The 21,274-nt window shown below is 73.1% G+C and carries 19 protein-coding genes and 1 pseudogene; 11 read left to right on the top strand and 9 right to left on the bottom strand.

The window, feature by feature from the left end:
- Positions 1-118: 118 nt before the first annotated feature.
- Complete coding sequence (locus AB0E85_RS14080; RefSeq protein ID WP_361925956.1) at positions 119-886, bottom strand: sirohydrochlorin chelatase; 768 nt, start codon at positions 884-886, stop codon at positions 119-121.
- Positions 887-1,100: 214 nt separating this feature from the next.
- On the opposite strand from AB0E85_RS14080, the gene AB0E85_RS14075 reads away from it, so the two are divergent.
- Positions 1,101-1,799: an ElyC/SanA/YdcF family protein gene (locus tag AB0E85_RS14075; protein WP_361925954.1), complete on the top strand. Its 699-nt coding sequence runs from the start codon at positions 1,101-1,103 to the stop codon at positions 1,797-1,799.
- 135 nt (positions 1,800-1,934) lie between these two features.
- Here AB0E85_RS14075 and AB0E85_RS14070 read toward each other — a convergent pair whose 3' ends face one another.
- The 3 genes from AB0E85_RS14070 to AB0E85_RS14060 are packed head-to-tail and all read right to left on the bottom strand — an operon-like array spanning position 1,935 to position 5,507.
- Positions 1,935-2,702: an enoyl-CoA hydratase-related protein gene (locus AB0E85_RS14070; RefSeq protein ID WP_361925952.1), complete on the bottom strand. Its 768-nt coding sequence runs from the start codon at positions 2,700-2,702 to the stop codon at positions 1,935-1,937.
- 31 nt (positions 2,703-2,733) lie between these two features.
- Complete coding sequence (locus AB0E85_RS14065; RefSeq protein WP_361925950.1) at positions 2,734-3,990, bottom strand: hypothetical protein; 1,257 nt, start codon at positions 3,988-3,990, stop codon at positions 2,734-2,736.
- A complete protein-coding gene (locus AB0E85_RS14060; RefSeq protein WP_361925948.1) occupies positions 3,987-5,507 on the bottom strand; it encodes an amino acid adenylation domain-containing protein in 1,521 nt (506 codons plus the stop codon). Before AB0E85_RS14060 ends, AB0E85_RS14065 begins: the two co-directional genes overlap by 4 nt.
- Positions 5,508-5,900: 393 nt before the next feature.
- Here AB0E85_RS14060 and AB0E85_RS14055 point away from each other — a divergent pair, with 393 nt between their 5' ends.
- Complete coding sequence (locus AB0E85_RS14055) at positions 5,901-8,021, top strand: molybdopterin oxidoreductase family protein (protein WP_361925946.1); 2,121 nt, start codon at positions 5,901-5,903, stop codon at positions 8,019-8,021.
- Position 8,022: 1 nt separating this feature from the next.
- On the opposite strand, the gene AB0E85_RS14050 is transcribed toward AB0E85_RS14055, so the two are convergent.
- Positions 8,023-9,669 (bottom strand): M4 family metallopeptidase, encoded by a 1,647-nt coding sequence (locus AB0E85_RS14050; RefSeq protein ID WP_361925944.1) that lies wholly within the window; start codon positions 9,667-9,669, stop codon positions 8,023-8,025.
- 139 nt (positions 9,670-9,808) lie between these two features.
- Here AB0E85_RS14050 and AB0E85_RS14045 point away from each other — a divergent pair, with 139 nt between their 5' ends.
- On the top strand, positions 9,809-10,219 hold the full coding sequence (locus AB0E85_RS14045) for a gamma-glutamylcyclotransferase family protein (protein ID WP_361925942.1): 411 nt from the start codon (positions 9,809-9,811) through the stop codon (positions 10,217-10,219).
- Between the two features lie 62 nt (positions 10,220-10,281).
- Here AB0E85_RS14045 and AB0E85_RS14040 read toward each other — a convergent pair whose 3' ends face one another.
- A complete protein-coding gene (locus tag AB0E85_RS14040; RefSeq protein WP_361925940.1) occupies positions 10,282-10,899 on the bottom strand; it encodes an NAD(P)H-dependent oxidoreductase in 618 nt (205 codons plus the stop codon).
- Positions 10,900-11,166: 267 nt separating this feature from the next.
- On the opposite strand from AB0E85_RS14040, the gene AB0E85_RS14035 reads away from it, so the two are divergent.
- Entirely contained in the window at positions 11,167-11,688 is a 522-nt protein-coding gene (locus tag AB0E85_RS14035) for a hypothetical protein (RefSeq protein ID WP_361925938.1), read from the top strand.
- Positions 11,689-11,797: 109 nt separating this feature from the next.
- Positions 11,798-12,457: a class F sortase gene (locus AB0E85_RS14030; protein ID WP_361925935.1), complete on the top strand. Its 660-nt coding sequence runs from the start codon at positions 11,798-11,800 to the stop codon at positions 12,455-12,457.
- Here AB0E85_RS14030 and AB0E85_RS14025 read toward each other — a convergent pair.
- On the bottom strand, positions 12,395-12,787 hold the full coding sequence (locus AB0E85_RS14025) for a helix-turn-helix domain-containing protein (protein WP_361925933.1): 393 nt from the start codon (positions 12,785-12,787) through the stop codon (positions 12,395-12,397). The genes AB0E85_RS14030 and AB0E85_RS14025 overlap by 63 nt on opposite strands.
- Before the next feature lie 105 nt (positions 12,788-12,892).
- On the opposite strand from AB0E85_RS14025, the gene AB0E85_RS14020 reads away from it, so the two are divergent.
- The gene (locus tag AB0E85_RS14020) at positions 12,893-13,795 is read left to right on the top strand and encodes an NAD(P)-binding domain-containing protein (RefSeq protein WP_361925931.1); all 903 of its coding nucleotides are present in this window, start codon (positions 12,893-12,895) and stop codon (positions 13,793-13,795) included.
- A gap of 36 nt (positions 13,796-13,831) precedes the next feature.
- Here the strand turns inward: AB0E85_RS14020 and AB0E85_RS14015 are convergent.
- Positions 13,832-14,684, bottom strand: a pseudogene (locus AB0E85_RS14015) (TSUP family transporter).
- A gap of 215 nt (positions 14,685-14,899) precedes the next feature.
- On the opposite strand from AB0E85_RS14015, the gene AB0E85_RS14010 reads away from it, so the two are divergent.
- Genes AB0E85_RS14010 through nirD form a run of 3 tightly spaced genes read left to right on the top strand, consistent with a single transcriptional unit; the run spans position 14,900 to position 19,079 of the window.
- Positions 14,900-16,117, top strand: a complete 1,218-nt coding sequence (locus AB0E85_RS14010; protein ID WP_361925929.1) for an FAD-dependent oxidoreductase — start codon at positions 14,900-14,902, stop codon at positions 16,115-16,117.
- Complete coding sequence (gene nirB, locus AB0E85_RS14005; RefSeq protein ID WP_361925927.1) at positions 16,117-18,732, top strand: nitrite reductase large subunit NirB; 2,616 nt, start codon at positions 16,117-16,119, stop codon at positions 18,730-18,732. Before AB0E85_RS14010 ends, nirB begins: the two co-directional genes overlap by 1 nt.
- Complete coding sequence (gene nirD, locus AB0E85_RS14000) at positions 18,729-19,079, top strand: nitrite reductase small subunit NirD (protein WP_361925925.1); 351 nt, start codon at positions 18,729-18,731, stop codon at positions 19,077-19,079. Before nirB ends, nirD begins: the two co-directional genes overlap by 4 nt.
- Before the next feature lie 83 nt (positions 19,080-19,162).
- Here the strand turns inward: nirD and AB0E85_RS13995 are convergent, their stop codons facing one another.
- Positions 19,163-20,455, bottom strand: a complete 1,293-nt coding sequence (locus tag AB0E85_RS13995) for a helix-turn-helix domain-containing protein (protein ID WP_361925924.1) — start codon at positions 20,453-20,455, stop codon at positions 19,163-19,165.
- 233 nt (positions 20,456-20,688) lie between these two features.
- Between AB0E85_RS13995 and AB0E85_RS13990 the strand changes: the two genes are divergently transcribed.
- Together AB0E85_RS13990 and AB0E85_RS13985 are read left to right on the top strand one after the other, a co-directional pair.
- Positions 20,689-21,117: a peptidase inhibitor family I36 protein gene (locus tag AB0E85_RS13990; protein WP_051814286.1), complete on the top strand. Its 429-nt coding sequence runs from the start codon at positions 20,689-20,691 to the stop codon at positions 21,115-21,117.
- Positions 21,093-21,274: hypothetical protein (locus AB0E85_RS13985; RefSeq protein WP_361925921.1), on the top strand; the 182-nt coding region annotated here is incomplete at its 3' end. The genes AB0E85_RS13990 and AB0E85_RS13985, both read left to right, overlap by 25 nt.

Genomic DNA, 21,274 nt, shown 5'->3' with positions numbered 1-21,274 from the left:
TGTGCCGGGTTCTGTTGCGGGGCGTGTGCGGGTTGTTTTGGGCTGGTCGCGCCCACGCGGCGGAGCCGCACATCGATACAGCCCCGCGCCCCTGGGGGCTCGGCCCCGCTCCCTGATCTCAGGCTGAGGCCAGTTCCCTGTAGGCCGCCTTCGCCAACGCCTCCTCGTAGCGGTGGAGGACGAGGTCGGCCATGGCGGGGTGGGTGCCGAGGGGTGCCGCCGCCAGCCAGGGGGCCTGCTGGGCGCACTCGGTGGCGAAGCGGCCCGGGGCCGTGAAGTAGGACGCGAGGGCTATGTGGCGGCGGCCCCTCGCCAGGAGGGTGCGGACCGCGGTCTGGACCGTGGGGGTGGCGGCCGAGGCGTAGGCCGGGACGACCGGGACGCCCAGACGGGCCGCCAGGAGGTGGGCCGTGCGGGCCGTGTCCGCTTTCGCGTCCGGGTCGCGGGAGCCCGCGGCGGCGAGGACGACCGCGCTGGTGCGGTGGGGGGTTCCGCCCCAGCCGGCTTCCCCGAGGCGGGCCTGGAGGGCGTCGACCAGGAGCGGGTGCGGGCCCAGGGGGGCGGCCAGGTGGGTGCGGGCCCGGGAGGCCGCCGCCATCTCGGGGATGTCCCGCTTGACGTGGTAGCCGCGGCTGAGGAGGAGCGGCACGAGGACCGCTTCCCTGTCCCCGAGGACGGCGAGCGTGTCGGGGAGCAGCGGGGCGTTGAGTTCGATGTGGCCCAGGTGCACCGGCACGTCGGGGCGCAGGGCCCGGATGCGGTCCAGGAGCGCGCTCACCGTGCTCAGCGCGCGGGGGTCGCGGCTGCCGTGGGCCACGACCACGAGGGCGGGCGGGGCCGGGCGGCGCGTGGCGGGCGGCGGGACGAGGCTGAGCTGACTGGGCATGCACCGATGGTCGCGGCGCCACGTTGCCTTCCCGTTGCGGCGGCGTCACGGGTGTTTTCCAGCGGTTCACCATGCGGGACGGGAGGGCTGTGAGCCCCCTTGACCTGTGGTTTCCAAGAATGGCGTGAAGCTGGTCACGTGGCTGTGGATGAACCGGGCGGCCCGGGAGGACGTCCCTGACTGTCGAGGGGCCGACCTGGGGAGGGACCGTCCGATGCGTCGAGTGACGTTCCGCGGACCGCGGCTGCCGCGTACCCGGCGGGGGCAGCGGAGGCTGGTGCAGGCCGTGATGGCCGGGTGCGTGCTCGCGCTGCTTCCGGCGACGTGGATGTACGCCGTGGCGGATGACCGGCTGCGTACGGCCGCGGATGTGCCGCGCACCGATGTCGCCGTGGTGTTCGGTGCCGGGCTCTGGGACGGGGAACCCTCGCCGTACCTCGCGCACCGGCTGGACGCGGCGGCGAAGCTGTACCGGGAGGGCCGGGTCGAGGTGGTGCTGGTCACCGGGGACAACAGCCGGGAGGACTACGACGAGCCGGACGCGATGCGCGGTTACCTGACGCGGCACGGGGTGCCCGACGGGCGGATCGTCAGCGACTACGCGGGGTTCGACACCTGGGACTCCTGTGTGCGCGCCAAGAAGATCTTCGGGGTGGACGAGGCCGTGCTGATCAGCCAGGGTTTCCACATCCGGCGGGCGGTGGCGCTGTGCGAGGCGGCCGGGGTGGAGTCGTACGGGGTCGGGGTGGACGCCGTGCACGACGCGACCTGGTACTACGGGGGTGCCCGTGAGATCTTCGCCGCCGGGAAGGCCGCTCTGGACGCCGTGTTCCGGCCGGATCCGCGGTTCCTCGGGCCCCGGGAGCCGGGCGTGGAAAGGGCGTTGGCCAGGGCCGGGGAAACGCTCGGATGAATCCCGACGTTCGCCGGGCGGCGGTGGATCGGACCGCGGGGTGACCGGGACCGTGTCCTGACCGGGCACCGTCCCTGAACGCGTCCGGGGGTGGGGAGCGGCGGCGCGTCCCCACCCCCGGATCCGCCGGGTCCGTCAGCGGCCCTGGAAGCGCGGTGGGCGCTTCTCCAGGAACGCCGTCATCCCCTCCTTCTGGTCATCGGTGGCGAACAGGGCGTGGAACACGCGGCGTTCGAAGCGGATGCCGTCGCGCAGGCCGGTCTCCAGGGCCCGGTCGACGCACTCGCGGGCCGCCCTGACCGCCGCACGGCCGTGGGAGGCGATCGCCGCCGCCGCTTCCAGGGCCTCGGGCAGGACCCGGTCGTCCGGGACCACGCGGGAGACGAGACCGCAGCGTCCAGCCTCCCGTGCGTCCATCGTGCGGCCGGTGAGGACGAGGTCCATGGCCGTGGCCCGGCCGACGAGACGGGTCAGCCGCTGGGTGCCGCCGATGCCGGGGATCACGCCCAGCTTGATCTCGGGCTGGCCGAACACCGCCGACTCCCCCGCGACGACCAGGTCGCACATCATCGCCAGTTCACAACCGCCGCCCAGGGCATGTCCGTTGACGGCGGCGATCTTCGGGGTGCGGAGGTCCGCGAACTCCTCCCAGGCGGCGAAGTAGTCCTCCGCCGCCATGTCGACGGCCGACTTCCCCGCCATCTCCTTGATGTCGGCGCCCGCGGCGAAGACCGTGTCCGAGCCGGTGACGACGAAGCAGCCGGTGTCCGGATCCGTGTCCAACGGGCGGAGCAGTCCGAGGAGTTCGGTGAGGAGCTCACTGCTGAGCGCGTTGCGGACGTGCGGGCGGTGCAGGCGCACGGTCACCACACGGCTGTGTCGCTCGACCTTCAGATGGTTCATCCCTCTTCTCCTTTCGAGCATCGGGTACGGGTCAGGAGTCCCAGATCGCGCCGTACGCCGGGATGCCCCGTCGTTCCAGGCCGTGGACCACCTGCCAGGTCAGCTTCTTGTTGGAGATGCAGATGACCGCCTCGGCGCCGAAGTCCCGGTAGGCCTCGTGGGCGAGGCGCACCATGTCGGGCTTGCCGTGCCGGGAGGTGTCCCACATCAGGGCGTGCGGCTGCACCGCGAGGATCTCGTCGACCAGGGCGTCGCCGTAGGTCGCGCGGGGGTCGCGGGTCGCCCAGACCAGCCGGGAGGGCACCTTGGCGGCGAGCAGGTGGGGCAGGCAGGGGCCGATGCCGCTGCCGGTGGCGACGTAGACGACCTTGGTGAACAGGACCTCGATGTTGGCGACACCGGCTGTGGTGATGCCCTTGACCCACACCTGCCGGGGCAGCTCGTCGATGAAGGAGCCGGTCCAGTCGCCGGCCCGGGAGATGGTCAGGCGGAAGCCCGGCTCGCCGGGGGCCGGGACGTTGGCGAAGGAGTGCCACTCCTTCAGCGGGCTGCGGCTGATCGCGGTGGAGGAGCCCGCGAAGGGCGTCTCGCCGTGGTCGAAGCGGGCCAGCACCACATGGGAGGAGGGGCGTTCGAGGCGGACGTCCACCTTGCGCAGCCGCAGCCAGGGCAGGGCGACGCTGAAGGTGACCACCGTGAGCGTGCCGACCTCCCAGGGGCCGGGTGACGACAGCAGCGTGTGCGTCCAGAACAGGGCCAGGGACGTCCAGCCGCCGAAGCGGTGGATCTTCTCGAAGTGGTCGTGCCGGCGGGAGCGGAACGGGGGCAGGGCGGTGGCGATGACGAGCCCGAGGAGGGCGATCAGGGTCCAGCCGACGGCCCTGAGGGGGCCGCTGGGTGTCGTGATCGTCAGCGCCAGGAACCAGGCCGTGCCGGCCAGTGCGCCGCCGACGTGCAGTCCGCCGAAGTGGTAGACCTTGCCGAGCGTCCAGCGGACCCGCAGCGGCCAGCTGGTCGGCGCCGACGTCGCCAGGCGGAACAGCAGGTTGACGACGTACTGCTGGCGTACGACGACGGCGAGGGCGAGGTTGGCGAGGGCCGCGTGCCCGAGGGTGGCGTCATCCAGTGGCCGAACGGCCCACGCGAAGACCACGTTGGCGAGGAGTACCAGGGCCGCGAGCCGGTTGTAGTGCATCAGGCGGGGGTGCTTGAGCAGGCGGCGGGGGCCGGGCAGGAGCGGCGGGAGCCCGCCGGTGGCCTGGTCGTTCCGGGGAGGGGACGTGGTCATCGCGCCACCGCCAGGCGCTCCTCGATCATGTGCAGCAGCGCCTGTTTGTCGACCTTGCCGCGGTCGGTCTCGGGGAGGAACGCGAGCGGCAGGACCCGCTCGGGGACGCAGTAGTAGGGCAGGGCGTCCGCGACCGCGCGGCGCGCCGCGTCCGGGTCGACGTCCGCCGGGCAGACGAAGGAGACCAGGGTGCGGGCGTCGCGTTTGAGGGTGACGGCCCGGGCGCAGCCGGCGGCCGATTCGAGGACCGAGGAGACGGAGTCCAGCTCGACGCGGAAGCCGCGCACCTTGACCTGGTCGTCGGTGCGGCCGAGGTGCTCCAGCTCGCCCCCGGCGGTCCAGCGGCCGAGGTCGCGGGTGCGGAACATGCGCCGGCCGCCGCCGAGGAACGGGTCGGGTGCGTAGCGCTCGGCGTTGAGGGCGTCGTCGCCGAGGTAGCCGGCGGAGACGCAGTCGCCGCCGGCCCACATCTCGCCCACCTCGCCGACCGGCAGGGGGCGGCGGTCCGCGTCGAGGACGTACACCGTGTTGTTGGGGGTGGGGCGGCCGATGGTGAGCAGCGGGGCGGACGGGTGGTGGCGGCTCATCGTGTTGACGATCGTCGTCTCCGTGGGGCCGCAGCAGTTGAAGAAGGCGGCCTGCCGGGCCCACCGGTCGGCCAGCGGGCGCGGGCAGGGCTCCCCCGCGACGGCGACCGTGCGCACCCGGGGGCAGGCGGCCGGGTCGAGGCCGGAGAGCACGGTCGGGGTCGCGATCAGCACGTCCGCGGTGCGGGCCGCCGCGGCGAGGTCCTTGCCGCGGATGACGAGCGTGCCGCCCTGGGCGAGGCAGCCGAGGATCTCCCAGGCGGCCATGTCGAAGGCGATGTTGAGGAGCTGGGCGACCCGGTCGCCGGGCCGGACGCCGAGGCCGCCAGGTGCGGTGAGCAGGAGGTTGGCGACGTTGCGGTGGGTGACCTTCACGCCGTTGGGGCGGCCGGTGGTGCCGGAGGTGAACAGCACGTAGCAGCCGTCGTCGCCGGTGACGCGGACGCGCGGGGCCGGGGCGTACGGCAGCGGCTCGTCGATCGGGAGCAGCAGATGGCCGTCCGGCAGGGGGACGCGGTGGGCGTGCTCGGCGACCGTGAGGACGACCCGGGTGCGGGCGGTGCGGATGACGTGGGTGAGCTGGGCCGGGGGCGTGAGGCCGATGTCCTGCGGGACGTAGGCGGCGCCGGCCTTCAGGATGCCGAGCAGGCCGACCAGCATCGGGATCGAGCGGCGGACGAAGAGGCCGACGTGGTCGCCGGGGCGTACGCCCTCGTCGGCCAGGCGGGCGGCGAGGGCGCCGGCGTACCGGTCGAGCTCGCCGTAGGTGATGCGGGCGCCCTGGTGTTCGGCGGCCACGGCGTGCGGGGTGGCCCTGGCGTGCCGGGCGACGGCGTGGTGCAGGAGCGGGTCGGGGACGGGGACGGTGGGGCCTCGGCCGTACTGCCGGAAGAGCTGCTGGTCCTGGGGGGTCAAGTGGCGCAGAGGCATGGTCGGGTGGCCTCCTGGCTGTTTCGAGGTCGGATTGCCACCCGCGGCGGGGCCGCGGGTGGATGCAGCCGTGAGCGGCGGGCATGCCCGGGTGTCGAACGCCGTGCGGAGTCGTGCGAGCGCTGCGCGTAGCGAGAGCGTAGTGCGGCTGCTTCAACACTCAACGAGGTCGGATCGGCCAAGAAAGGAACGCAATGAGCCACATGTGGCGTCCTTCGTCCCAGGGGCAACGTCCGTGGCGGTCGGCGACGACCTGAAGGAGGGCGAGCCTGTGCCTGATCAGGCCCGGGGCTGCTGCCTCACGCGGGCGGGCCGGCGGCGGGGAGGTTGCCGTCCCGGCCGCGTAACAGGGAACCGTCCCGGGCGTAACACGGCCGACGCACGCTGAACGGCATGCAGAGCACCGTGACGCCCACGCACTGCCCGTACTGCGCCCTGCAGTGCGGGATGAACCTGACGCCCGCGCCGGACGGGACCGTCGAGGTGAGCGAGCGCACGGACTTCCCGGTCAACCGGGGCGCGCTGTGCGGCAAGGGCCGTACGTCCGCGGCGGTGCTCGCGAGCAACGTCCGTCTGACGTCCCCGTTGGTGCGGGACGAGGGCGGCACGCTGGTGCCCGCCTCCTGGGACGAGGCGCTGGACCGGATCGCCGCGGGGCTCGGCCGCACGCGCGCGGAGCACGGACCGGACGCGGTCGGGGTGTTCGGCGGGGGCGGGCTGACGAACGAGAAGGCGTACACGCTCGGAAAGTTCGCGCGGGTCGTGCTCGGCACCTCGCAGATCGACTACAACGGGCGTTTCTGCATGTCGTCGGCGGCCGCCGCGGGCATCAAGGCGTTCGGTCTCGACCGCGGGCTGCCGTTCCCGCTGGAGGACATCCCGAAGTCCGGCTGTGTGATCCTCGTCGGGTCGAACCTGGCGGAGACCATGCCTCCGTCGCTGCGGTTCTTCACCGAGCTGAAGGAGAACGGCGGCACGCTCATCGTGATCGACCCGCGCCGCACGAAGACCGCCGAGCAGGCCGACCTGCACCTGGCGCCCCGGCCGGGCACGGACCTGGCCCTCGCCCTGGGCCTGCTGCACCTGGTCATCGCCGAGGGACGGGTGGACGAGGAGTACGTCGCTGAGCGCACGGCCGGCTGGGAGGACGCCCGGGCGGCGGCGATGGCGCACTGGCCGGAGTACGTGGAGCGGATCACGGGGGTGTCCGTTCCTCAACTCCGCGAGGTCGTGAGGCTGTTCTGCGAGCCGGAGTCGGCGATGGTGCTCACCGCCCGGGGGCCCGAGCAGCAGTCCAAGGGCACCGACACCGTGGGCGCGTGGATCAACCTGTGTCTGGCGACCGGCCGGGCGGGCCGCCCGCTGTCCGGGTACGGCTGTCTGACCGGGCAGAGCAACGGGCAGGGCGGGCGCGAACACGGGCAGAAGGCCGACCAGTTGCCGGGCTACCGCAAGCTCGACGACCCGGCGGCGCGGGCGCATGTCGCCGAGGTGTGGGGCGTCGACCCGGACAGCCTGCCCGGCCCGGGGCGCAGCGCGTACGAGCTGCTGGACGCGCTGGGCACCGACATCAGGTCGCTGCTGCTGATGGCGTCCAATCCGGTGGTGTCGGCGCCGCGGGCCGCGCACATCGAGGAACGCATCAGGTCGCTGGACTTCCTGGCGGTCTGCGACGTGGTGCTGTCGGAGACGGCGGCGCTCGCGGACGTGGTCCTGCCGGTCACCCAGTGGGCCGAGGAGACGGGCACGACGACCAACCTGGAGGGCAGGGTCCTGCTGCGGCGCCGGGCGATCACCCCGCCCGAGGGCATCCGCAGCGACCTGGAGGTGCTGCACGAACTCGCCGCCCGGCTGGGTGTGGAGAAGGGCTTCCCGACCGACCCGGAGGAGGTCTTCGAGGAGCTGCGCCGGGCGTCGGCGGGCGGGGCGGCGGACTACTCGGGGATCACGTACCGCAGGCTGGCGCAGGAGAACGGGGTCTTCTGGCCCTGTCCGGCGGTGGAGGCGGCCGACGTGGGCGAGGACGCCCTCGACGACGAGGAGGCACCGGCCGTGCATCCCGGCACGCCCCGCCTCTTCCTCGACCGTTTCGCCACCCCCGACGGCCGGGCCCGGTTCGTCCCCGTCGTCCACCGTGCGGTCGCCGAGGAACCCGACGAGGAGTACCCCGTGCTGCTGACCACCGGGCGGGTCGTGGCGCAGTACCAGTCCGGTGCGCAGACCCGGCGCGTGGCGGAGCTGAACGCCGCCGCGCCGGGGCCGTTCGTGGAGCTGCACCCGAGGCTGGCGGCCCGGCTGGGAGCCGCCGAGGGGGATCCGGTGGCCGTGGTGTCACGGCGGGGCCGGGCGGTGGCGCCCGCGAGGATCACGAACGCCATCCGGCCCGACACCGTCTTCATGCCCTTCCACTGGCCGGGCGAGGGCCGCGCCAACACCCTGACCAACCCCGCGCTCGACCCGACGTCCCGGATGCCGGAGTTCAAGGCGTGCGCGGTGCGGCTGGAGGCCCCCTAGGTCAGCTCACCGCGACGGCCTTCCAGGCTGCCGCCACCGCCTTCTGCTCGGTGCTGTCGGCGCCGTAGAGGTCCTCGGCCGCGCTCAGGGTCGCCGTGCGGGCGTCCGCGTAGTCCGTCGAGGACGTCATGTAGACCGTCAGCGCGCGGTACCAGATCTTGCCCAGGGCGGCCCGGCCGATGCCGTTCACCGTGGAGCCGTCGCAGGTGGGTGAGTTGTAGGCGACACCGTTGAGGGTCTTGCCGCCGCTGCCCTCAGCGAGCAGGTAGGCGAAGTGGTTGCCGACGCCCGAGGAGTAGTGCACGTCGAGGTCGCCGAGCTTCGCGTTCCAGCAGTCGGCCGACTTGCCGTCCTTGGACGGCTTGTCCATGAAGCGCAGGGCCTCGCGGCCGAGGCCGGAGCGCACGACCTTCTCGCCGATGAGCCAGTCGCCCCGGTCCTCGGGGTTGGCCGCGTGGAACTCCACCAGCGTGCCGAAGATGTCCGAGGTGGCCTCGTTCAGGCCGCCGGACTCGCCCGAGTACGTCAGCGCCGCCGTCTTGGACGTCACGCCGTGGGACATCTCGTGCCCGGCGACGTCCAGCGACACCAGCGGCCCCATCAGCTTGCCGTCGCCGTCGCCGTAGGTCATGCAGAAGCAGTTGTCGTCCCAGAAGGCGTTGTTGTAGTCCTTGCCGTAGTGGACGCGGTTGAAGGAGCCCTTGCCGTCGCCCGCGATGCCGGCGCGGCCGTGGACCTTCTTGTAGTAGTCCCAGGTGACGTCGGTGCCGTACTGGGCGTCCACGGCCACCGTGGACCGGTCGGCTGCCGTACCCGTCCCCCACTGGTTGTCGGCGTCCGTGAAGAGCGTCGCGGGCGCTCGGGTCAGACAGATGGTCAGCAGGCACTGGTCCGTCTTGTTCTCGGCGTCGCCGGTGTAGGTGCCGCCGCGTGTCGCGTCCTTCAGCTGGTACGACGAGCCGGACGCCGTCGTCTCCAGCGGGACCGTGCCGCCGTAGAGGGACTTGCCGTCGCCGGAGGCCGACTCCAGGGAGTCCCAGGCGTCGATCCGGGAGCCGGTCGTCGCGTCGGTCAGCAGGGTGCGCCCGACCGGGTTGCCGCGTTCGTCGTGCGCCACGGCGTCGGTCTGCCAGGCCAGCTTCGGGGCGCCGTGCAGGGCGTCGACGACCAGCCGGGGCTTGGCGGTGAGCTTCTTCAGGGTCTCGCCGAGGTGCGCGGCGCGCAGCAGGTTCGCCGCGAGGTCGGCGGCCTTGGGGGCGGTCACCTTCGGGGTGACGCTCGCCAGGGAGAGCGCGGACTTCGTCGCCCGGCTCGTACCGCGGTAGGTGCCGTCCGGGTTCTGGTGGAGCACGAAGTCTCCGCCCAGGACCGGGAGCCGGTGGTAGGTGCGGTCGTAGCGGACGTGCCGGGTGCCGTCCTCGTCGACGACTACGTCCCGGACCTCCGTCTTCTGGGCCGGGGTGAGGCCCAGGGCTCCGGCCCGGTCCGCGAGCACCGCCTCCGCGTCCTCGATCGCGCCGGACCTGGTCGGCCGGTCCGCCGCGCCGGCGGCCGGGGAGAGGACGGCGGCCAGCAGGGCGGTGGTGCCGGTGAGGGCCACACCGGCGAGGGCGAGACGGGAACCGCGGACATGACGTATCCGACTCATCGGTCTCCTCATACGGGCGCACCCGGTCGCGTGGGGTCGACCGGGGGCGGCGTTGATGTTGACCGCGAGTTAAGGCGGCCCGGACATGGCATGTCCATAGCGCCGTTGTGCAGGTGTGTGAGGGTGCAGAATCGTTCTTGTGACCCTCCCCTTCTTCGTCTACGGCACCCTCCGTCCGGGAGAGGTCAACCACGGCCTCTTCCTGCGCGGCCGCACCCGCGCCGAGGAGCCGGGGAGGCTCGCGGACGCGGTGCTGTATGCCGGACCGGGCTACCCCTACGCGGTCGAGGAGCCGGGCGGTGGCGTGGTCAGCGGGGAGCTGGTGACCGCCCTGCCGGAGGCGTACGAGGAGCTGCTCGCCGAGCTGGACCGGCTGGAGGAGTACGTGCCGGGGGATCCGCGCAGCCTGTACGAACGCGTCGAGCGGAACGTCGTCCGGGCGGCGGACGGGGTGGCCGTCCGGGCCTGGGTGTACCTGGCCGCGCCCGCCGTCGCCACGCGGCTGCGGGCGCGGGGGCGGGCGATCGAGGGCGGCGACTGGCGGGGGTGAGGGATCGGGCCGGGCCCGCGTGAACGGGCCCGGCGCGAGGGCCGTGCGCGGCTGAGGCCGGCTCAGCCCCCGTACGGCCGCTTCCCTCTGGCTTCCCGCAACGCGTTGCCCCACCACACCAGTTGGTCCAGCATGGCCTTCGCCGCCGCGTCCGGGCCGGACGGATCGCGCAGGGTGCCCCGGTCGTCGAAGGAGGCGCCGGCGTGGTGGAAGGAGACGGTGTCGCGGACGGTCACGGCGTGGAGCTCCGCGAAGACCTGGCGCAGGTGCTCCGCGGCGCGCAGGCCACCGGCCAGGCCGCCGTAGGAGACGAGTCCGACGGGCTTGGCCTGCCACTCGGTGAAGTGCCAGTCGACGAGGTTCTTCAGGCCCGCCGGGAAGGAGTGGTTGTACTCGGGGGTGAGGACCACGAACGCGTCCGCGCGGGCCAGCTTCGGGGTGATGCCGGACAGCGCGGCGGTCGCCTCCGGGGTCGGTTCGAGGGACATCGGCAGCGCGGCCTCGGCGACGTCCACGACCTCGGCGACCAGGTCGTCCCGGTCCCGGATGCGGCCGAGGAGCCAGTCGGCGACGACGGGACCGAAGCGGCCGTGCCGGTTGCTGCCCACGACCAGGGTCAGCCGGAGCGGGTCGGCGGCGGTCCGCGGCAGGGCGGCTGGATCGGTGGCGGTTGTCTTCATGCGGACAGCCTCGTACCTCAACCAAACTTGAGGTCAAGCACCGGCCGCGTACCACCGGGTCACCCGTTCACACGCGCACCCCGCGCTTTTCCGTACCGCGCCCACCCAACGCCCGTGACCTGCCGAAACGGCCGCCGAAGGCAGCCGGTTCAGCCCCGCCTGACACCCGTTCACCCCAATTCTGACGCCCTATCAGCAAGCGCGGTCGTCCCGCCGGCCGTTACCTCGGAAGGGCAGGCGCCGACCGAACCGCTCGAAGGAGCTCCGATGCGACGTACCGCCCCGCCGCTGACCGGTACCGCGCTCGCCGTCGCCGCCGCGGCCCTCGCCGCCGCCCCCGCGTACGGCGCGTCCGCCGGTGGCCTGGAGCTGTCCCCGGCCTCGGTCGTGCCCGGCGGCCAGGTCACGGTACGCACGGCGGCCTGCGGCGACGGCGGCTCGGCGACGGGTGACGCCGACGCGGTCGGGGCGGGTTCCCTCGGCCTGGCGCCGGACGCGCACGGGCCGGGCGCGACCGGGCGCTTCCGGGTGCCGCCGAGCGCGCAGCCGGGAACGTACGAGATCACCGCGACCTGTACCGGCAGCGGCCGGCGGATCACCGGGGACCTGGTGGTCACGCTGACACCGGTGCGCGAACAGGTCCATCCCCGGGGGAGCGTGAAGACGGGGGTCGGCGGCGCTCTGGGCCCCGATCCCGTGCAGACCGCGGCAGGTGTGGCGGCCCTCGCCGTCGCCGCCGCGGGCGGTACCTGGCTCCTGCATCGCCGGGCGAGAGGCGACGGGATCTGACGGACACCCTCCGCTGTCCGTCGCCGGTACCGCATGTCCCCTCCCCTCCGGGTCCGACGCCCCTCGCGGCCCGGAGGGGGCACGGGGCCGGATCAGAAAGGGGGTGGGTATGCGCGGGTTCCCCAGGTTCGGCAGCGGCGTCCGCGATCCCGCGAACACCGCCATGGCCGCCCTGACCGTGTTCGCCCTGTGCTCCGGGGTGTGGCTGCTGCGTGACGGCGCCGGGACGCAAGCCCCGCCGCAGCCGTCCGCCGCGCAGGCCCGGGCCGGGCTGGACGGCCGGGCCGGTGAGCGGCGCGCCGCGCCCGCGCTGCCGCCCTCACCGCCCGACCGGATCCGCATCCCCGCGATCGGGGTGAACGCGCCGCTGACCGGGCTCGGCCTGACGAAGACCGGCAGTCTCGACGTGCCGCCCGCCGCGGAGAAGAACCTCGCCGGCTGGTACGAGGCCGGCACGACCCCCGGGGAGCGGGGCACGGCGATCGTCGCCGGCCACGTCGACAACGCCGACGGACCCGCCGTGTTCTACGACCTCGGCGCCCTGGCCAGGGGCAGCACGATCGAGGTGGACCGGCGGGACGGCGGCGTCGCGGTGTTCACCGTGGACGCCGTCGAGGTCCACGCCGCGAAGGACTTCCCCGACGAGAGGGTCTACGGCCCCGCCCGGCGCCCCGAGTTGCGGGTCATCACCTGTGGCGGCACCTACTCACGCGGCACCGGGTACCAGGGCAACGTCGTCGTCTTCGCGCATCTGACCGGGAGCCGGTGACCCGCCCAGGACGTTGGCCCTCCCCCAGGCCCCCAGCGGTTCCAGCGCCGCGTTCAGGGTCACGCCTCGGGGCGTCAGCGAGTACTCCACGCGCGGTGGCACCTCGTCGTACGCCTCGCGGTGCACCAGGCCGTCGGCCTCCATCTCCCGCAGGTGCGAGGCGAGCACCTTCTCGGTGACGCCCGGCAGCTCCCGGCGCAGCTCGCCGAAGCGGCAGGGCCGCTCGTTCAGCGCCCAGAGGATCAGCACCTTCCACTTGCCGCCGATCAGGTCCATCGCCGCGTCGATCCCGCAGACGTACGCGCCCGGCCGCCGTCCCGTCGTCGCCATGCCCGGTCTCCTCCCCCTTCGCTGCCTGGACTCTTCCCCCGGGGTAACCACCCACTTCGAAGTACGTACTTGAGCGGCGCTTCCCCTGCGACGAGCCTAAACGCCATGACCGACAACGCAGTTGCTCCCCGGACCCCTTCTTCTCTCACCCTCCTCGGCACCGGCGCCATGGGCACCGCCCTCGCCCGGGCCTGGCTCGCCGCCGGGCACGAGGTGACCGTCTGGAACCGCACCCCCGCCCGTGCTGAGGCCCTCGCCGCCGAGGGTGCCGTCGTCGCCCGGAGCGCCGCCGAGGCCGTGGCCGCGAACCGGCTCGTGATCGTCTGCCTGCTCGACGACGCCTCCGTGGGCGACGCCCTCGACGGGGCCGGTCTCGCCGGGCGGGACCTGGTGAATCTGACGACCGGCACCCCGGGCGAGGGCCGTACGCGTGCCGCCTGGGCCGAGGCGCGCGGTGCCCGGTTCCTGGACGGCGGGATCATGGCCGTACCGCCGATGATCGGGGTCGCCGGCTCCGGCGGCTACGTCCTCTACAGCGGCTCGGCGGAGCTGTTCGAGGAGCACCGCGACACCTTCGCCGTCCCGGCCGGCGCCCGCTACGTCGGAGCCGACCCCGGGTTCGCCGCCCTCTACGACGTGGCCCTGCTGAGCGCCATGAACGGCATGTTCGCGGGGATGCTCCACGCGTTCGCCCTGGTGCGCCCGGAGGACATCGCCCCGAAGGAGTTCGCGCCGCTGCTCGCGGACTGGCTGACCGCGATGGCCCCGGCCGTGCACCAGACGGCCGACCGGCTGGAGAGCGGCGACTACACCCGCGACGTCGTCTCCAACCTGGCGATGCAGGCGGCGGGCGTCCCCACGTTCCTGCGCACGGCCGAGGAGCAGCACGTCAGCCCCGAGCTGCTGGCGCCGTACCTGGAGCTGATGGAGAGGCGGGTGGCGCAGGGGCACGGGGACGAGGACGGGACGGGGATGATCCAGCTGCTGGACCTGCGGCGCGGCGCCTAGCCGATCCGGTCGGCGGCTAGGCGATCCGGGGGGCGGCTAGGCGATCCACTGCTCGTACGCCAGATTCCCCACCAGCGCGAACACCACCGTCAGCAGCACGATCCGGACGAAGCCGCTGCCCTTCTTCAGGGCGGTGTGGGCGCCGAGGGTGCCGCCCGCCAGGTTGAAGACGGCCATCAGGGCGGCCAGTTGCCACAGCACCGCGCCCTGCCAGGCGAAGGTCGCGAGGGCGCCCGCGATGGGGGTCCCCCCTGGTCGAGCGAAGCCGAGAGCTTGGGGGAGCAGCAGTTGACGATCTTGGCGGTGGCGGAGGCGGTGACGAGGTCGAGGTGGAGCACGGCGGTGAGCGCGAGACCAGGAACGTGCCGGTGCCGGGGCCGATGAGGCCGTCGTAGAAGCCGATGCCGAGGCCGGCGAGGCCGATCGCGGCGAGGATCCGCCGGCGGGAAGCCGGGCCGGCCGCGGGGGCAGTACCGAAGGCCGGGCGCAGGATCACGAAGGCGGCGACCCCGAGCAGCACCACCATGATGACCGGCTTGAGAACCTCGGTGCTCATCCCGGCCGCGAAGAAGGCCCCGGCGGAGGAACCGGCGAGGGCGGCCAGCCCGATGCGGACGGCCGTGCGGACGTCCACGGGAGCCTTGCGGGCGTACTCCCCCACTGCCTAAAGGGCGTGGGAGGTGCCCCCATCGGCCGCGCCCGTGGTGCCGACGATGGCGACGGCCTTGTTGGTGCCCAGCGCGTGCGCGGCGGGTGTGTTCGCCGGCAGTCCCAGCAGCAGCACCGGCAGCAGCAGGAGGCCGCCCCCGCCGACCACGGCGTCGATCCAGCCTGCGGCGAGGGCCGCGACGCAGAGCAGGACGATCATGGTCAGCGATATGTCGGGCATGATCGCGACCCTATGCGAGGCCGGTGCGCCACCGGGCCGACGGCGGTGCGACGCCCCTCACATCCGCCGTCGCCGCACGTCAGAAACCCTCACAGCCGCCGTCGCCGCACGTCAGGAACCCTCACACCCACCACCCCGGGCCGCTGAGGGCAGCGTTCCCCGCGGGAAACAGAGGTGATGCTGCCGGGTAACACCGGCACCGCACGCTCAAGTGCATGACCTCGAATGAGCGTGTGGTGGTGATCGGCACCGGCCTGGCGGGCGTACGGCTCGCCCGGCGGCTCGGTGAGCTCGGCACGCCCGCGCTGCTGATCGGCGAGGAGGAGCACCGGCCGTACAACCGGGTGCTCCTCGCCGAGGTGCTGGCCGGACGGTACAGCCCCGAGGTGATCGCCCTGCCGGCGCCCGCGCGGGTCACGCGCGGCCGGGTCACCGGGATCGACCGCGAGCGGCGGACCGTCGCCTGTGCGGACGGGTCGGTGATCGCATACGACCGGCTCGTCCTCGCCACCGGCTCCAACCCGGTCCTGCCGCCCCTGCGCGGCCTGTTCACCGAGAACCACGAACTGCCCGAGGGCATCCACGCCTTCCGCACCATGGACGACTGCCTGGGCCTGTCCAAGGCGGTCCGCCCGGGTGTGAAGGCGGTCGTCATCGGCGGCGGGCTCCTCGGGGTCTCCGCCGCCCGGGCGCTCGCCCGGCGCGGTGCCCAGGTCGTGCTCGCCCAGCAGTCCGAGCGGCTGATGGAGCGCCAGCTCGACCCGGCTGCCTCGAAGCTCGTCAGGCGGCACCTGACCGACCTGGGCGTGGAGGTGCACACCGAGTGCCGCGTCCGGGACGTGCGCTGCGTCGGCGGCGCCGTCCGCTCCGTGGAGATGGCCGACGGATACGCGCTCGACGCCGATCTGGTGGTCATCGCCTGCGGTGTCCATCCGCGGGTGGGCCTCGCCCAGACGGCCGGCCTGGAGGTCCGCAAGGGCGTCGTCGTGGACGACGAACTGCGCACCTCCGACCCGTACATCCACGCGATCGGCGACTGCGCCCAGCACGACGGCGTCCTGTACGGACTCGCCACTCCGGCGCTCGAACAGGCCGACGCGCTCGCGGAACTGCTCGCCGGTGACGCGAACGCCCGCTACACCGGCACCCGTTCCCTGACCCGGCTCACGCTGAACGGGCACGACAGCCCCTTCGACCTCGCCGCGTTCGGCGAGACCGAGGCGCTCCCGGGCGACGACGTCGTCCAGCTCACCGACGCCACCCGCGGCACCTACCGCAAGGTCGTCGTCCGCGACGACCGCCTGGTCGGCGGGGTCCTCGTCGGTGAACTCGGCACCGTCGGCGCGCTCGCCCGCGCCTGGGAGGGAGCAGAGCCGCTCCCCTCCGACGGCGGCCCGCTGCTCCACCTGCTCACCAACGATGGAGGCTCCTGATGACCGCCACCCCGGAGGCCACGGAGGCCACCCCCACGATCGTGCTCGTCGGCCACGGCATGGTCGGCCAGCGCTTCCTCGAAGCGCTCGCCGCGCGCGGCCTGACCGCCACGCACCGTGTGGTCGTGCTCTGCGAGGAGCCGCGCCCGGCCTACGACCGCGTGGCGCTCACGTCGTACTTCTCGGGGAAGACCCCCGAGGACCTGTCCATGACGGACATGGAGTTCATCGAGACGCACGGGATCGAGCTGTACGTCGGTGACCCGGCGACCGCCGTCGACCGCGAGGCCCGCAAGGTCACCGCCAGGTCCGGCGAGGTCTTCGACTACGACGTCCTCGTCCTCGCCACCGGCTCCTACCCCTTCGTCCCGCCGGTCCCGGGCAAGGACGCCGAGGGCTGTTTCGTCTACCGCACCATCGAGGACCTGCTCGCGATCGAGGAGTACGCGAAGTCGAAGGCCACGGTGGGTGCCGTGGTCGGCGGCGGTCTGCTGGGACTGGAGGCGGCCGGAGCGCTCAAGGGGCTCGGACTCACCTCCCACATCGTGGAGTTCGCGCCCCGGCTGATGCCCGTCCAGGTGGACGACGGCGGCGGCGCGGCGCTGCTGCGCACCATCGAGGAGATGGGCCTGACCGTCCACACGGGCGTGGGCACGCAGGAGATCCTGGTCGACGCCGAGGGCGCCGTCACCGGCATGAAGCTCTCCGACGGCTCCGAACTCGCCGCCGACATGGTGGTGTTCTCCGCCGGTGTGCGCCCCCGCGACCAGCTGGCCCGCGACTGCGGCCTGACCGTCGGCGAGCGCGGCGGCATCACGGTCGACGAGCAGTGCCGTACGGTCGCCGACCCGCACGTCTTCGCGATCGGCGAGTGCGCGCTGGCCTCCGACGGGCGGGTGTACGGCCTGGTGGCGCCGGGTTACGAGCAGGCCGAGACGGCGGCGGCCACGATCGCCGCGGACGAGGCGTCGTTCACCGGCGCGGACCTGTCCACCAAGCTGAAGCTGCTCGGCGTGGACGTGGCGTCCTTCGGCGACGCGCACGGCACCGCCGAGGACTGCCTGGACGTCGTCTACTCCGACTCCCGCGCGGGCCTGTACAAGAAGCTGGTCATCGGCCGTGACGGCACGCTGCTCGGCGGCATCCTGGTCGGCGACGCGGAGGCCTACGGCACGCTCAAGGCGTTCACCGGCTCGGTCCCGCCGGTCTCGCCCGAGTCGCTGGTGCTGCCCGCCGGTGCCGGGGCGCCCGCCCAGCTCGGCCCGGCCGCGCTGCCGGACGACGCGATCATCTGCTCCTGCAACAACGTCCGCAAGGGCACGATCCGCGACGCGGTCACCGAGCACAAGTGCACCACCGTGCCCGAGGTGAAGAAGTGCACCAAGGCCGGTACGACCTGCGGGAGTTGCGTCAAGGTCCTCGGCCAGCTGGTCACCGCCGAGCTGGAGGCGTCCGGCGTCGAGGTCGACAAGGGCCTGTGCGGCTGCTTCGGGCAGACCCGCGAGGAGCTGTACGAGATCGTCCTCGCACTGCGCATCACCACCTTCCAGGACCTGCTGGACCGGCACGGCCGCGAGGGGGCCCGGGGCGGTGACGGCTGCGAGGTCTGCAAGCCGGCCGTCGGCTCGATCATCGCCTCCCTCGCCCCGACGATCGGCGCGAGCGGCTACGTCCTGGACGGCGAGCAGGCCGCGCTCCAGGACACCAACGACCACTTCCTGGCCAACCTCCAGAAGAACGGCTCGTACTCGGTCGTCCCGCGGATCCCCGGCGGCGAGATCGCCCCGGAGAAGCTGATCGTGATCGGCGAGATCGCCCGCGACTTCGGCCTCTACACGAAGATCACCGGCGGTCAGCGGATCGACATGTTCGGTGCGCGCGTCGAGCAACTGCCCGTGATCTGGGCCCGGCTGGTCGACGCCGGCTTCGAGTCCGGCCACGCTTACGGCAAGTCGCTGCGCACGGTGAAGTCCTGCGTCGGGCAGACCTGGTGCCGCTACGGCGTCCAGGACTCCGTCCGCATGGCGATCGACCTGGAGCTGCGCTACCGGGGACTGCGCTCCCCGCACAAGCTGAAGTCGGCGGTCTCCGGCTGCCAGCGCGAGTGCGCCGAGGCCCAGTCGAAGGACTTCGGCGTGATCGCCACGGCCAACGGCTGGAACCTCTACGTCGGGGGCAACGGCGGCGCGACCCCGCGCCACGCGGACCTGCTCGCGCAGGACCTGTCGGACGCCGAACTGGTCCGCCTGATCGACCGGTTCCTGATGTTCTACATCCGTACGGCCGACCGCCTGGAGCGGACCTCGACCTGGCTGGAGCGGATCCCGGGCGGCCTCGACCACGTACGGGACGTCGTCGTCCACGACTCGCTCGGCATCTGCGACGAGCTGGAGCAGCTGATGCGGGCGCACGTCGCGCACTACCGCGACGAGTGGGCCGAGACCATCAACGACCCCGAGAAGCTCGCCCGGTTCGTGTCCTTCGTGAACGCCCCGGACACCCCGGACCCGGTCGTCGCCTTCGTGCCCGAGCGCGACCAGATGAAGCCCGACCTGCCGCTGCTGTCCATCGGCATGCGACCCGCCGACGTACTGGAAGGAAGCGCCCAGCGATGACCCTGGCACCGGAGACCACCGACCTCAAGGTCGAACTCGCCCTGAACGACGACTGGTTCGCGGTCTGCGACCTGAGCACGCTGCTCCCGGGCCGCGGGGTGGCCGCACTGCTGCCGGACGGAAGGCAGGCCGCGATCTTCCGCGACCGCTCCGGCGAGCTGTTCGCCATCGACAACCGCGACCCCTTCACCGGTGCGGCGGTCCTCTCCCGCGGCCTGACGGGCACGCACCAGGGCCGCCCGTTCGTCGCCTCGCCCCTGCTGAAGCAGCGCTTCGACCTGACGTCCGGGCAGTGCCTGGACGACGAGGCGGTGCGGGTGACGGCCTACAAGGTGCGGACTTCGTAGCAGCGGCTCTGGACCGACGGTCTTGACCGGACGTCTTGATGATCGACGCCCGCCCCGCTGTTCGACCCGGAAGCGTGTACTGATCACGTCCGTTCCGGAGCCGGGGAGCGGGGTGCGTCGGCCGCGCGTTCGCAGTGCGGCCAGTCGCCGAAGTCGCGGTCCCTGCTCCACAGCTTCCGGGCCGCCCGGATGTTCCACTCCGGGTCCAGGGCCTCGCGCGGTGTGCCGCCCAGTTCGCGCAGCCGGGCGTCGGAGATCTGGAACAGGCCCCAGTTCCGGGTGCCGTTGGTGTTGGGGAGGATGTGCAGCGGGTCGAGGAAGGACTGGCAGTCGGCGATGGCCACCGCCTTGTCCGGCACCTCGGGGAACACCTCCCGGACCCGCTGCCGCACCTTCCGCGGCGACCACACCCGCATCCGGACGGGCGAGGTGTACAGCGCCTTCTTCGTCGGCTCCGCCACGACCCCGTTGGGCTGTAGTCCGGCGAGCACCTGGAAGGCCGTGACGCGGCGCAGGGTCTGGGGGCCGAAGTCCCCGTCCACACCGATGTCCGCGCCCTTGGCGTGCAGCAGGCGCTGCACCTCCCGCACGCACTCGTCGTGCTCGCCCATCGCGATCACGGGCGGGCAGCCGGCCGAGAACAACGGCCGGACCGCCTCGCCGGTGCTCCGGCCGCCTCCGGCACCGGCGCCGTCGCCGTCGCCGTCGCCGTCGCCTGAGGGTGACCGGACGCTCGACAGCACCCAGGCCGACACGGTGACGGCGGCGAGGACCGCGGCGACGACGACGGTGACGCGCAGCCGGTGCCGGCGCGGCTGCCGCGCGGGCCGGGATGCCGCGTCGAGGGCGGGCTGCTCCGGTGCCCGGTCGCCGTCCGGGGCCGGGGCCGCGCCTTGGGCCGTCGAGGCCGGGGCCGCGCCTTGGGCCGTCGAGGCCGGGACTTGGTCCGGGGGCGGGGCCTTGATGGGCTCCTCAGCCTTCGCCTCTGCCCTCGGCTCGGGCTTTGCCTCTGCCTTCGGTTCGGCCTTGCCCTCTGCCGGCGGTTCGGCCTTCGGTTCGGCTTCCTGGGGCGCTTCCGGTTCCGTACTCCCTGCCGCTTCCGGCACCGCTCCCCGTTCCGCGGCGGCACGCGCCGCGTCCGCCAGTGCCCACAGGCGGTGCAAGGTGCGCAGCTCGTCCGGGGTCGCGCCGCAGACCGTGGCCAGCCGGTGCACGCTCCCGTAGTCCTGGGGCACCGACGCGCCCCGGCAGTAACGGTGCAAGGTGGAGCCGGCCAGGCCGGACTTCCTGGCGAGGGCCTCGTAACTCAGGCCGGACCGGCTCTTCAACGAACGCAACAGCGCGGCGAACCGCTCCGTTTCCGGGCATGCGGACAAGGCCGTTCCCCCCTCGGGAATCCCCACGGACGCTGGTCGGGCGTCTCGTGCCGACACTGTGCCACCAAAGGCGTCCCATGGCCGTCCCAACGGTTCCGGAACGCGCCAGGTGCTCGGCCCGCCGGCGTCCCGGCGTCCCATCGGGCCCCCACGTCCTTGCCCGGCCCGGTCGAGCCTTGCCAGCGTCGGGCTGTCCGCACCACCGTCCCCAGACCTCCGAGGAGACCAGGCTCATGCGCCTTTCCGTCCGCCGGAACTCCCGTGCGAACCCGCTGCTCGCCGTGCTCGCCGTCAGCGCCGCGGCCGTCGCCACCCTGGCCGTGCCGAGCTCCGCGTCGGCGGCTCCGGCCGCGCCCGCCGCGGTGGACTGCGCGTCCGGGCACATCTGCTTCTGGACCGGAGCCAACTTCACCGGCAGCAAGTGCGCCTGGGACGTGGCCGACCCCGACTGGCAGAGCGGTGCCGTCCGGTGTTCCTGGGCCGCCACGACCAACGTGAAGTCCGTGTGGAACGCCGGCACCAGCAGCTCCAGCGGTGTCGCCTACTACCGGGGCGCCAACTACAGCGACCGGGTCGGCTGCACCCGCCAGCAGCACGGCGGAAACCTCGCCGGTACGTACAAGGTCCGCTCCCACCGGTGGATCTCGGGCAGCTGCGGCTGACCGGACCGGCCATCGGCACGAACGCGGTGGCGTGCACGCCCGTCTGCTCGGGCGCGGCCGGGGGGGTGCGCAGCGGATACGACCAGGTGAACGTGCCGGACGAACCGCCCGCCTCCCAGGTCGAGGACGCCGCGAGCGGAGTCGCCCCTAGATCACC

It is taken from the genome of Streptomyces sp. NPDC029044 (assembly GCF_040637495.1).
Taxonomy (GTDB): domain Bacteria; phylum Actinomycetota; class Actinomycetes; order Streptomycetales; family Streptomycetaceae; genus Streptomyces.
This window is presented reverse-complemented; position numbering and strand designations above follow the sequence as displayed.